This window comes from Amycolatopsis plumensis (assembly GCF_042652605.1).
Classification (GTDB): Bacteria; Actinomycetota; Actinomycetes; order Mycobacteriales; family Pseudonocardiaceae; genus Amycolatopsis; species Amycolatopsis plumensis.
In genome coordinates, this window is record NZ_JBHSJY010000001.1 from 8651500 (window position 1) to 8662945 (window position 11446).

General features: G+C 68.6%; 12 protein-coding genes. 9 read left to right on the top strand and 3 right to left on the bottom strand.

The features are described from left to right. The first annotated feature begins 8 nt into the window (after window positions 1–8). Window positions 9–695: a Crp/Fnr family transcriptional regulator gene (locus tag ACFPLC_RS41575; RefSeq protein WP_378200012.1), complete on the top strand. Its 687-nt coding sequence runs from the start codon at window positions 9–11 to the stop codon at window positions 693–695. Window positions 696–703: 8 nt separating this feature from the next. Here the strand turns inward: ACFPLC_RS41575 and ACFPLC_RS41580 are convergent, their stop codons facing one another. Beyond that, window positions 704–1243, bottom strand: a complete 540-nt coding sequence (locus ACFPLC_RS41580) for a Pycsar system effector family protein (protein ID WP_378200015.1) — start codon at window positions 1241–1243, stop codon at window positions 704–706. A gap of 169 nt (window positions 1244–1412) precedes the next feature. Between ACFPLC_RS41580 and ACFPLC_RS41585 the strand changes: the two genes are divergently transcribed. From ACFPLC_RS41585 to ACFPLC_RS41620, 8 genes are all read left to right on the top strand, one after another. After that, window positions 1413–2153: a Crp/Fnr family transcriptional regulator gene (locus tag ACFPLC_RS41585; protein ID WP_378236128.1), complete on the top strand. Its 741-nt coding sequence runs from the start codon at window positions 1413–1415 to the stop codon at window positions 2151–2153. Between the two features lie 47 nt (window positions 2154–2200). Next, window positions 2201–3433 carry a hypothetical protein gene (locus ACFPLC_RS41590; protein ID WP_378200020.1) on the top strand — a complete coding sequence of 411 codons (1233 nt, stop codon included), beginning with the start codon at window positions 2201–2203 and terminating at the stop codon, window positions 3431–3433. After that, the gene (locus ACFPLC_RS41595; RefSeq protein WP_378200023.1) at window positions 3430–5709 is read left to right on the top strand and encodes a hypothetical protein; all 2280 of its coding nucleotides are present in this window, start codon (window positions 3430–3432) and stop codon (window positions 5707–5709) included. Before ACFPLC_RS41590 ends, ACFPLC_RS41595 begins: the two co-directional genes overlap by 4 nt. Continuing rightward, on the top strand, window positions 5706–6773 hold the full coding sequence (locus ACFPLC_RS41600) for a hypothetical protein (protein WP_378200026.1): 1068 nt from the start codon (window positions 5706–5708) through the stop codon (window positions 6771–6773). The genes ACFPLC_RS41595 and ACFPLC_RS41600 overlap by 4 nt, the downstream gene beginning before the upstream one ends. Next, window positions 6773–7138: a hypothetical protein gene (locus tag ACFPLC_RS41605; protein WP_378200028.1), complete on the top strand. Its 366-nt coding sequence runs from the start codon at window positions 6773–6775 to the stop codon at window positions 7136–7138. The genes ACFPLC_RS41600 and ACFPLC_RS41605 overlap by 1 nt, the downstream gene beginning before the upstream one ends. A gap of 25 nt (window positions 7139–7163) precedes the next feature. Continuing rightward, complete coding sequence (locus ACFPLC_RS41610; RefSeq protein WP_378236129.1) at window positions 7164–7394, top strand: hypothetical protein; 231 nt, start codon at window positions 7164–7166, stop codon at window positions 7392–7394. 510 nt (window positions 7395–7904) lie between these two features. Further along, the gene (locus ACFPLC_RS41615) at window positions 7905–8507 is read left to right on the top strand and encodes a TetR/AcrR family transcriptional regulator (protein ID WP_378200031.1); all 603 of its coding nucleotides are present in this window, start codon (window positions 7905–7907) and stop codon (window positions 8505–8507) included. A gap of 210 nt (window positions 8508–8717) precedes the next feature. Next, on the top strand, window positions 8718–9410 hold the full coding sequence (locus tag ACFPLC_RS41620) for a LuxR C-terminal-related transcriptional regulator (protein WP_378200034.1): 693 nt from the start codon (window positions 8718–8720) through the stop codon (window positions 9408–9410). A gap of 140 nt (window positions 9411–9550) precedes the next feature. Here the strand turns inward: ACFPLC_RS41620 and ACFPLC_RS41625 are convergent, their stop codons facing one another. Together ACFPLC_RS41625 and ACFPLC_RS41630 are read right to left on the bottom strand one after the other, a co-directional pair. After that, window positions 9551–10375, bottom strand: a complete 825-nt coding sequence (locus tag ACFPLC_RS41625; RefSeq protein WP_378200037.1) for an ABC transporter permease — start codon at window positions 10373–10375, stop codon at window positions 9551–9553. Further along, window positions 10375–11391, bottom strand: a complete 1017-nt coding sequence (locus tag ACFPLC_RS41630; RefSeq protein ID WP_378200039.1) for an ATP-binding cassette domain-containing protein — start codon at window positions 11389–11391, stop codon at window positions 10375–10377. The genes ACFPLC_RS41625 and ACFPLC_RS41630 overlap by 1 nt, the downstream gene beginning before the upstream one ends. Window positions 11392–11446 lie beyond the last annotated feature (55 nt).

Below are 11446 nucleotides of genomic sequence, written 5' to 3' on the forward strand. Positions count from 1 at the left end.
GTGTGACGTTGAGTGATCATCGCACGCCGTTCCCGCCGGGAAGCCTCTTGGCGGGCCTGCCACCGAAGGCCGCCTCGGCGTTGCTGACTCTCGGCACCGCGCGCGATTTCGGCCCCGAGACCGTGCTGCTCCGCGAAGGCGAGGCGAGCACTCACGTGCTGCTGCTGGTCGAAGGCTGCGTGAAGGTCACCGGGATGACACCGGAAGGCCGGCTGGCGCTGCTGGCCATCCGGGTCGGCGGGGACCTGGTGGGCGAACTGGCGGCGCTCGACGGCCAACCGCGGATCGCCACGGTGACCACGGCCGGCCGCGTGCGGGCACGATCCTCCGGACAGGCCGAGTTCCGGCGGTGCTTGGCGGAGACCCCAGCCTTGGCGCTGGCGGTGTCCGGCAGCGTAGGGGCCAAGCTGCGCTGGGCGACCCGCCGTCGGATCGACTTCGGCAGCCGGGAGGTCAAGATCCGGCTCGCCCGGGTGCTGGTCGAGTTCGCCGCGTCCTACGGGATCCCGGCTGGCTCGGCCGTCGAACTCGGCGTCTCGCTGACCCAGCCCGAACTCGCGGCCCTGGTGGGCGCGGCGGAGCCGACCGTGCACCGCGCACTCGCGCTCCTGCGCCGCGAGAACATCATCGAGACCGGGTACCGCCGGCTGTGCGTCCGCGACCAGGCGCGGCTCGCCGCCGTGGCGGGCGGTTGACCGCCGCGTCAGAAAAGCGCCGTCAGAACGAGCATCCCCAGTCCCCCGGCGAACAGGACGCAGGTTCCGGCCAGCGCGGACCGCAGGTGTCGGTGCTTGCGCAGCGCCAGGGCCGCCAGCAGCCCGGCCAGCTCGTGGGCTTGGGCGCACTGGTCGCGCAGGGTCCGGAGAACCGGATCTGCGGTGCCGGCCGCGACACTGGGGAAGGCGAACCGGTTCCGCTCCGACGGCGCGCGCGTCCGCGGCCGGAAGGCCTGCACGAGGTGGAACGACGAGTAGGCGTAAGCGATCGCGAAACAGAGCAGGACCGCGAACACCGCGAACCGCGGTACGGACGCCGGCCGCGGTGCGCCGAACAAGCCGGCCTGAGCGGTCACCATCGCGGTGATCATCGTCTGCACGGCCACGACGGTCCGCACCTTGTCGTCCGCGTGCTGGACCGCGCCTTGGAAGAACGAAACCGTCGTCAACGCCGTGCCGAGCTCCGCTTCCAAGCGGCCCGCCCCGCCCTTCAGCCCGGCCGGCGACTTGGTGCTGCCGTTGCGCATCGCGCTGCTCCCCTCGTTCCCGCCGAGCTTCCCGCTCCCGCCGGCCGGTCATCCCGTCCTCCGACGGGTTTCTCCCCTCGTGTCTTTTCCCCCGCGATCCCGTCCTTTGAGGTGGTGAGCCCCGTCGTGAGAAGGGCGCAATGGACGTCCGCGGCACTCGAGGGAGGGAGTGGAGCTGAATCAGCAGCCTTGGCCCGACGGCAGCCTCCTCGGCCGCATGTCCGCCCGCACCCGGCAACGGTTCCTCGAACTCGGCACCACCGTGACTTACGGACCACGCCAGCACGTCTTCCGGCAAGGCGAGGAAAGCCACCACGTACTGGTCGTGCTCGACGGGCTGGTGAAGGTGTTCGTGGACACCGAGTTCGGCCGGCCGGTTCTCCTCGGCCTGCGCGGCCGCGGTGACCTGCTGGGTGAGATGGCGATGCTGGAGCACCGCCGGCGTTCCGCGGACGTGGTGACCTGCGCGCCCGCCCGCGTCAAGCTGATCGGGAACGCGCAGCTGAAAACGTTCTTCGACCGCAGTCCCGACGCGTGGGCCGCGATGGCCGGCTCGCTCAGCCAGCGGCTGTCCGGAGCGAACGTCCGCCGAGCGGAGTTCGTCGCGTGCCCGGCGCCGGTGCGGGTCGGCCGGGTCCTCGCCGAAATCGCGCGGGCCTACGGGGTCCGGACACCGGACGGCTGGGATCTCGACGTCGGGCTGACCCAGACCGAGATCGCTTCACTGGCCGGAGTCGCGCTGGCGACGTTCGAGAAAGCTCTGCACCGGTTGCACCGATCCGGTCTGGTGCACCGGAAATCCCGACGGATCGTAGTCGACGATCTCGCCGGGCTGTCCCGGTTCGGCGTAGCCGACCGGCCGAACCCGTATCAATACGGGATCGGGGACGAGGACGTGGCTCACAGTTAGTGACTCGGGACCACCGGAGGGGTCACCGATCTTCGGAGGAGGACGGGTTGCCGGACCACATCGACTTCACCAGGATGCTGTTGCTCGCCGTCGATGCTTGGCGGTACGGCAGCCGCGACGGGCAGCAGCAGTTCGATCTCCAGCAAGCGCTCACCACCGCCGTGGACGCGGCGGGCGCGGGCGCGGGCCTGGAGCCCGCGGCGTGGCACCGGCAGCCTGCTGGTGACGGGTTCCTGGACTTCATCGCGGACAGCGGAGCCGAGCTCGCGCTGGTCGATCCGTTCGTGCGCGAGCTCGACGCGTGGCTCGGGCGGTTCAACCACGACCGGCTGCCGAACGCGCGGCTGCGGCTGCGCTTGGCGATGCACCACGGCGGCGCGATCCCGGCGGCCTGCGGCTACGCCTCGGACGGACCGGTGCACGTCTGCCGGCTGCGCGACGCCAAGCCGGCTCGCGCCGCGCTGACGCTGGTTCCCGAAGCCAACCTCGTCCAGGTCCTCTCCGAACCGATCTTCGGTTCCGTCCGGCAGCGGCTCACCACCCTGTCCGCCGCGGACTTCACACCGGTCCTGGTGGACGAGCCGGAGAAGGATTTCCGGGAGAAGGCGTGGATCCGGGTACCCGGCGTCTCCACCGAACGGCTGTCGGGGCTGGCCGAACCGGAAGCCCTGACGATCTGGGTGGCCCCGGCCGCGGGATCGGACGACGCCCGCGCGGCGGCGCTCGCGTCGTTCGCCGCAGCAGGCATCCCTCGTCCGGACTGCGTGCCCGGCACCGGCGACGCGTTCATCGTTCCCCTCTCCCCCACCGTCTCCGGCGATCTCGTGCTCGGGGTGTGGTTGCGCCACCTGCAGGAGGCAATCGGGACATCGGGGCGCGTCGCGGTGTCCGTCGGCATCGCGGCCGGCCGCGATCTCGGCGAGGCTCACGGGCTCGCTACGGGCGACGAGGCCTCGGCCGTACTCGCCGGGGTGGCCGACGCGCCGGTGGTCGTCGTCGTGTCCGACGACGTCCACCGGCGGTTCGTAGCCGGCTCCCACGCCGGCATGGTTTACCCCGACAGCTACCGCCGCACCGGCACCGACCCGGAATCCTGGTTGCGCGTGCCCGGCTACGCGATGGCCCCGCACGCGAGCAGCGCCCGGCAGACGAAGGCCGCGGCGCCTCCCGCCCACACCGCCGGCGTGGTCAACGGGCCGGTCTCGAACATCGGCAGCGCCGTCATCCACGGTTCGTACGTCAACGGCACTGTGCACCACAGCCACGGGACGGTCCGATGAGCGGCGGCGAAGGCGAGGGGACGAACCAGCAGGAACCGGGCACCGGCGGGTCCGGCCAGCCGCCGAGCAAGGAAACCGCCGACGGCGGCCGCGACGCCGACAAGCGGCTCTCCGCCGACAACGGGCGGGAAGTGAACGACGCCCTCGTCGTAGGTGCGCAGTACTACTCGCCCGAACTTGCGCCGAAAGGACCGACTGCGAACATCGGCGAGGGCACCTTCCGCGACGTTCACGTCGGGCATCGGTACGAGGTCTTCCTCGGTGAGAAAGCGGCGCCCGCGGCCGGGCCCGTGCCCGAAGACGTCCTCCGCTGGGTCAGGGAACGGTACTTCGCGATCGACCGGTACCCGGAGATGTACGACGCGCTGGAGAAACGGCGCGTTGTCCTCCTGCGGGGTCAGCCGGGAACGGGACGCACGACCACGGCCATTCACCTGCTCGACCGGCTCGCGCCGAACCGGGTGTTCCGGCTCGGGTGTGGCAAGACCGCGAAGTCGCTCACCTCCGGGAAACTCCGGGAGGAAGACGCCGGCTACGTGGTGGAGCTGCCGAGCCGGGTCAGCGGCGGCCTCACCGAAGCCATCCTCGACGAGTTCAGGGGCAAACTCGAGGAAGCCCGCTGCTACGGCGTCCTGGTCGCCGCCGACGACCCGCGGCACGTCAGCGCCTTCGGCCGGTACGCCTTCAACTACCAGGCACCGGACCCGAAGGACCTGCTCCGGAAGCACCTCGAACACGAGGTCCGGCCCACCGACCCCGCAGATTTCGGACGGAAACTGCGCCGCCTGAGCGAAGCCGCGTGGACCGCGGAAGCCCTGGGGCCGTGCCCCCGCCCGTCCGAATCGGCTTGGATGGCGACTCTCCTCGCCAAGCACGCCCGCGGCGAAAGCACCCGGGCGGAAGTCGAACAGGACGCCAAAGAGGCGGTGGGCCATCAGGTGACCGAGTGGTTCGGCGAACTGCTCGGCCTATCTCCCGGAGCCGAACTGAACGAGGCATTGCGGCTGGCCGCGTTCCGGATCGCGCTGGCGGTGTTCAACCGGTCGCCATACACGCTGGTCGCCGACGCCGCCGAGGCGCTGAGCCGCAAGTTCACCGGCAAGGGGACTGACAAGGACAAACGCGAGATGTCACTGTTCGCGGACGATCGGAGCAACCGGCTGCCGGCGCTGCGCGCGAAGATCGTCGGCGGACACGCGACTTTCGGCCGCGAGCTGATCCCGATGGAACTGATCGAGTTCCACGACCCGCGGTACCCCACCGCGGTACTGGACCACGTCTGGCGCCACCACCACCGGCTGCGCACCGCGCTGGAGCCGTGGTTCGCCGAAGTCGGCAAGGACAGCAGGCCGATGATGTGGGTCCGGGCCGCCCAGGCGACCGGGTACCTCGGCCGGCTGGACTTCGTCAGTGTGTTCACGAAGATGATCGAACCGAACGCCTGCTCCGACGACTGGGACGACTTCCAGTCCCTCCGCCGGCGATCCGCCGCGATCGCCCTCGACCAGGCCGCTCAGGACGACGGTGTCCGCCCGGCGGTCATCGAGCGGCTCCGCCAGTGGCGCCGGTACGGGACAGCGGAGCAGCGCTGGACAGCCGCCGCGACCTACGGTTTCGCTCTCGGGCGCGGCCGGGTGCTCGAAGCGCTCGAAGAGTTGCGGGTGCTGGGCACGCCGTCGGAGCGCGCCAACCCGTTGGACCGCGGCGACGACTACGAGGTCGTCTGGATCGCCGGCTTCAGCGTGGCCAAGCTGCTGGCCTTCGGCAAGGTGACCGAGGTGCTCGACCACCTGCGCCGGTGGCTGGCCGGCAAGCGAAGCAGTCTGCGCAGGCTCGCGTTGACCAGTCTCTGGCACCTGACGAGCTTCTACGGTTTCGAACTCGACCACCTGTCCGTGTCGATGGAGAACGACCGGCCGGTCCTGCCCCACGGCGCGCAGCGCTGGCCGTTGCTGCTGGCGCTGTGCGCGCAGGACGACGACACCACCCGGCGGGTCACCGAGCTGCTGGCCAAGGCCCTCCGGTCCCGGGACGGCGACGATCTGGCCAGGTTCCTCCTGGCCCGCTGGGTTCGGTCGAGCGAACGCGACCCGGCTCTGCTCGACGTGCTCGCCGGGTTCATGGCCAGACTGGTGATCCACGACGGCGACGCACAACGGTTGCAGTACCTGCTCGGCCGACTGACCGAAGACTGGGCGGACCCGCTGCGGCCCGAGGTCACGGCTCGCTTGAGCGCAGCGCTCCGGAACGGTGAAGGAACGAGGGTGGCGGCATGACGGAAAAGACGATCAGCCCCGAGGCCGGGGGGAAAGAACGCGAACGGACCGCGACGCCACGTCCCAGCGCGCCGGCGGACACCCCCACGGAGGCGCCGGCCGACGGTGGCTGGCAGAAGGCGGCGGAGCGGAACTACGAGTCGACCGTGCGGACGCTCGCCTCGTCCGCCTACGCGCCGATCGTCGGCGCCGAACGGGTCAGCCGGTTGAGCCTGCTCCGGCGGCACAAGGCCCAGCGGCCCTGGGTCGCCCGCGTGTTCGTCGGCCGAGACGGCCGGCTCGACGTCTTCTCCTGGACCAACCAGCCGACGACCGGAGAACTGCTCTGGGGCGGCTACCGGTCGGTGTTCGACGTCGACCTCTCGCTGCGCAACCTCAGCCTGGAGGTCACTCTGCCGAGTGCCGGCGACGCGTTCGTCTTCCGCACCGAGGTGGACGTCCAGTGGCGGGTCGAGAACCCGGAAACCGTCGTGACCAAGGGACTCCGGGACATCCGCCCGCTCGTCGTCCCCCAATTGCTGGCCGGGCTCCGGCAAGCGAGCCGGACCCTCGAGACCTCCGACGTCGAAACCGCCGAGAAGGCGGCCAACGCCGCCCAGTTCGACTCACGCTGGCTCCGGGCGGAGTACGGGCTCTCGACGAACGTCCTGGTGCGCCTGAGGATGGACGCCCAGACTGAGCGCGCCCTCCGGCTCGACGCCGAGGTCCGGGCGTTCAAGAAACTGATCGAGCAGGGCGACCTCGACCAGTTCGCGTTGCAGCTGGCGCAGAATCCGCGGAACGTCCAAGCGGTCGTCGAAGCCTTGGTGGCGGAGCGAGACACGCACCGCAAGGACGTCCTGAACTTCGTCACCGAGCTGATCGGCTCCGACGCGCTGGACCGCTGGCAGATCGACGACGAGGTCCGGGTCATGATCCAGTGGATGCAGGCATCCATCAGCCGCGTACTGACCGGCACTGACGCGGCGCGGCGGCTGCCGTTCGAACCGGGCCACAACGGCGCCACCGCGCGGTCGGACCAGGAGGGCCCGCACACCGCCGAAGACGTCGCCGGCGGTGCCTGATGTGGCCGGCTTTCCCGCACGCACTGGCGACGTCGGCATTCGTCGTCGTGGTGGCCTGCCTCGCCGTCCGTTTCGCTCTTCCTGTGGTCCTCCGGACGCTCGTCGAGCCCGTCCGCGAAGCGATTTCCCTGGTGGCGGCCGTGCTGGTGCTCCCGGAGTACTGGGTCAGCCGCACCCGTCGCCGGGACGGCGGAACCCCGTCCCCGTTCGCGTACGCCTACGGCGACGGGGTCGCCCGCCTGGCCTGCCTGGGCGATCGCAGCGTCATCCTGGTGCTGCGCTCGCTGGCCCGCGCCGCGGTTGAGGTGCACCCGATCGTCGTCGGGTTGCTGGCGATCGGATGGCAGGTCGCCACCGCTGTGTGACGAACCGGAACGGCCGGGGAATCCGATGACACCGCCCAGGACCGAGCCTGGTCACTCCTCCTCACCGCGGGCCCGGGTGATCACCTCCTCCAGCCTCAGCGGGCTGGCCGGGTGGACTTCGCTTCGGCCGGCCGCCGAGTTCGATCCGAAGGCCGATCAGGAACACCGGAAACTGATCGAGCAACCCGCTGGGCGCGACACCCGGTGGGCCGCGCCGGGCGCCGTTGGCCCTCACCTTGACCACGGCAGCCTGTGACGGCCACGACGAACCACTCGCACCCACCACGTCAGCGGCGCCGGCTCCGATCACCCGGGCACCTCTGGATGTCGCCCGTGACCTCCCGCAACCCCTGTTCCGGCGCGCCCGCCGACCTCACCGCACAGCGCGGCCTGCCCAAAGCAAGAAGACGCGCACGACAACCCCTCTTGCCGGGGGCCGGCGACCAGTCCCGGTGCCGGTTCTCGAGCGGACCGCCGTTGTCCGCCGCGGCCGAGGTCGGATCCAGCCCCGAACCCGCCCGCTCCCCTCGTCACTGGCCCCGGCAGCCAGGTGAAGCGCCGGCTCCGCGGCGCTCGTGGCCGATGACCGCACGGTCAACCCGATCACCGCCGAGCCTCTCCGCGCGGCGTGTGCCGAGGCAGGCCACCGGGACCCCGCCCGCCAGGTTCGCGAACCGTCGGCCGGCGCGATACCGCGATACAATCAGTATGGGGTCAAGACAGGTCGTCGTCTGAGCCTGGGGTTTCACGGTCGGAGAGGATTCGGATGTCTCAATGGCAGGCCGCAGTCGAGACACACAAGGCCCGCTACCGCGAGCAAATCATCGATGCTGCGATCGAACTCGTTGCTGCCGAAGGTGTCACCAAAACGTCCATGGCCAAGCTCGCGCAGCACGCGGGCGTCGGCCGGGCGACGCTGTACAAGTACTTCTCCGATGTCGAGTCGGCGCTGCTCGCCCACGTCGAACGCGAGCTCGACGAGTGCGCGGCCAGACTCGCCACGGCGACCACCGAGCACGCCGACCCGCTGGACCGGCTCCACGCCTGCATGCACACCATGCTCGACTACTTCGCGAGCCAACGGCACCGCGTCGGCTGGGCGAGCCTGGACAAGGCCGACCTGTCCGCCGCCGCGATGGCCAGGTTGCGCAGCGGAATGACCCGACTGCATCAGCCTTTTGTTGTCACGCTCAGTGAAGGAATAGCCACGAATCGCTTGCGGGGCGAACTCGACCCGCAGCGGCACGGCAAGCTGATTTTCAAGATGGTGGCCAGCATGCAAGAGGACATCGCGGACGAAACGCTCAACGCAACCGACGCCATGAACACCCTCTGGTCGCTTACGACAGGGGGGATACTTGAATCCTAAATTGTTTGGCCAATTTGACCACCGGCACACAAAGAACAGAGTGCCCGACCATCCGAACTTATGCCGCCAAACGGCTGTTCGCATACGGCCGCAATCTTAAATGTTAATCAAGTCAACCTAAGTCCCTTGCACGCGTCAGGAAGGAAATGTTATTTTACGCCTGCGATATATCGTCACATCGTCACATCACCGGGGGAGGCTCAAGGAGGCATGAGCGAAGATCGTTTAACCGGCCAGTCACAGAACCGCGCGAGACCATCATCGGTTGCTGTCCTGATGGAGGGGGACGTAATCCGCAGTGGGCTGACGTCGATGATCGAGTCCGCCGATTTGTACACCGTAACAGAATGGGGGAAGACTGACTACACGGCGCACACCTTCGACACCGCCGAGCGCTGCATCCCAGACGTTGCGATCTTGGGTTGCGATGGACTGAACACCGATTACGTACGGTTGTTGACAGAACGCATCCAGGCGACTGGCAGCAAAGTGATCTTGCTCCTCCTTGTCCAGGATCCAGACCTGTTCGACACCGTATTGAAAATATCGGCCAACGGATTCCTCCTCTTGCACGAAGTCACACCTGGCTCCCTGGAGCATTCTTTACAGGAAGTGATCGCAGGCGAAATAGTCATCCCGTCCACGTTGGCTGCCCGCATGCTGCGCCGGCTGCGCGATGAGCCGAATGCGCAACGCCACGGTTTCAGCAACAGTCTCACCCCGCGTGAACAGCAGGCTTTGCGCCTGTTGATCGATGGGTTGAGCAACAAGCAGATCGCCAAGCAACTGCGCATCTCGCAGCACGGGGCCAAACGTCTCGTGGCCAACGTGCTGGCCAAACTGAACTGCCCGAACAGGACCCTCGCGGTCGCGGTGGCTTTGCGTGACAATATCGTCGTTTGACCCGTCCCAAGGGACGGACCTGGGGAAGATGCGTTCGATGGGAGCGTTGGGCAGCAGACGAAGTCCGGGGCCTCGAATTCCACCACTGGGGAACGGCGCTCCCATCGAACCTTTTCGGCTCACTGGAGCCGGTGGCGACTTCATGACCGCGACACACGGCTTCGCAGGGCCAGCAGCGCGATGCTGAACGTCACGGCCGCGACGGCGCAGACGACCCCGAGGCCCAGCAACAGCTTCTCGGCGTTCCACCCGTCGGTGAGCAGCGAACGCAGCGCGTCCAGCAGGTAGGTAACCGGATTCACGTGCGCAGCCGCGGAAAGCCAGCCACTCAACCGGTCCAGCGGCATGAGGGTCGTCGTCAGGAACACGAACGGGAAAAACAGCAGCGAACTCTGCGCGACGACGGTGGCATTACCGCTACGCAGGGCGATGGCGTACGGAAGACCGGCGAAGGCGAGCCCCCACAACGCCGCGATCGCGATGAACACCACCACACCCAGCGGACCCGACGCGAAGCGGACCCCGAGGATGAAGCCGAGAATCACGGTGGGGACACAAAGCATCACCACGGTCGCCAGGTCGGCGACCATGAGGCCGAGCAGCAAGGACAGCCGGTTCGTCGGCGCGATGAGCAGCCGGTCGAAGTAGCCGTTGTTGATGTCGTTGACCAACGAGGTCGCTCTCGTCGTGCCGGTCGAGGCGATCACGATCGCCACCGGGAACTGGAACGCCCGGAAGTCGGCGGTCCCGCCGAGGTTTCCGACCTTCTCCAGGGCACCGACGAAGACGGTGAAGAAGAACAGCGGGATGAGCATCGGCGGAATCAGGGTCTCCGGCTCGCGCAGCACCTGACGCAGCGATCGACCCGAAACGCTGACCAGGTCGCGGACGAAACCGGCCGGCTTGCCGACCAGGTCCGGCGTGGGAGGCACCGCGAGATCGGCGACCCCGGATGTCGACGTCATCATCGCCCCTTCGCGTCCGCGAGAGCGTTTTCTCGGCTTTTCTCGGACATGTGCTGGCCGGTGAGCGAAAGGAACACGTCGTCCAGCGTCGGCCGGCGCAGCACCAGGTTCGCCGCGGTCACCTGGTTCTCGGCCAGCGCGATGGCGATCGGGCTGATCGCCGTCGGGCCGTGCTCGACGACCACGCTGACCTCGTCGCCGTTGACGTCGACGCGCTGTGCCACCGGTAGTCCGCGCAACGCGCGCGCGGCGAGTTCGGCGTCCTTCGTCGTGGCCACGACCAGGTCCTTGCCGATCGAGCGCTTGAGCTCCTCCGGGCTGCCCTCCGCGACCACCTTGCCCGCGTTGATGATGCCGACGCGCTCGGCGAGCTGGTCGGCCTCCTCCAGGTACTGCGTGGTCATGAAGATGGTGGTGCCGAGCTCGCGGTTGAGCCGGTTGACCTCGGCCCAGAGCTTGATCCGGCTGCCCGGGTCCATGCCCGTGGTCGGCTCGTCCAGGAACAGCACCCTCGGGTTGTGGACCAGGGCGATGGCCAGGTCCAACCGGCGGCGCATGCCGCCGGAGTACGTGCCGACCCGGTCGCGCACCGCGTCGCCGAGGTCGATCAGCTCGGTCAGCTCGTCGACCCGCTTGTCGATCATCTTCTTGCCCAGGCCGTAGAACCGCCCCTGCAGGCGAAGCAGCTCGATGCCGGTCTGCTTGTCGTCCAGTGCGGTCGCCTGCAGCGCGACGCCGACCCGCAGCCGGACGGCGAGCTGGTGGTGCACGGTGTCGTACCCCAGCACGCGTGCGCTCCCCTCGGTGGGCGTCAGCAGGGTGCACATCATCCGGACGCAGGTGGACTTGCCGGCGCCGTTGGGACCGAGGAAGGCGTAGATCTGGCCGGGCGGCACGGCGATGTCGACGCCGTCGACAGCCCATTTGTCCCCGAACCGTTTTCTCAGACCGGTCGTCTGGACTGCCGGGACCTGGCCGGTCACCGCCGCGGGCGGCGCTACCGAAGTCGCTGTCATGGAGACACCTGCGCTTTTCGTGGCTCATCACGGAGGAAGCGGGCGATACATACTG

What these genes read in the sequence shown, in the direction of transcription:
- ACFPLC_RS41580 (WP_378200015.1), bottom strand. Translation starts at nt 1,243, where the DNA reads ATGCGCAACGGCAGCACCAAGTCGCCGGCCGGGCTGAAGGGCGGGGCG.
- ACFPLC_RS41595 (WP_378200023.1), top strand. Translation starts at nt 3,430, where the DNA reads ATGAGCGGCGGCGAAGGCGAGGGGACGAACCAGCAGGAACCGGGCACC.
- ACFPLC_RS41600 (WP_378200026.1), top strand. Translation starts at nt 5,706, where the DNA reads ATGACGGAAAAGACGATCAGCCCCGAGGCCGGGGGGAAAGAACGCGAA.
- ACFPLC_RS41605 (WP_378200028.1), top strand. Translation starts at nt 6,773, where the DNA reads ATGTGGCCGGCTTTCCCGCACGCACTGGCGACGTCGGCATTCGTCGTC.
- ACFPLC_RS41610 (WP_378236129.1), top strand. Translation starts at nt 7,164, where the DNA reads ATGACACCGCCCAGGACCGAGCCTGGTCACTCCTCCTCACCGCGGGCC.
- ACFPLC_RS41615 (WP_378200031.1), top strand. Translation starts at nt 7,905, where the DNA reads ATGTCTCAATGGCAGGCCGCAGTCGAGACACACAAGGCCCGCTACCGC.
- ACFPLC_RS41620 (WP_378200034.1), top strand. Translation starts at nt 8,718, where the DNA reads ATGAGCGAAGATCGTTTAACCGGCCAGTCACAGAACCGCGCGAGACCA.
- ACFPLC_RS41625 (WP_378200037.1), bottom strand. Translation starts at nt 10,375, where the DNA reads ATGACGTCGACATCCGGGGTCGCCGATCTCGCGGTGCCTCCCACGCCG.
- ACFPLC_RS41630 (WP_378200039.1), bottom strand. Translation starts at nt 11,391, where the DNA reads ATGACAGCGACTTCGGTAGCGCCGCCCGCGGCGGTGACCGGCCAGGTC.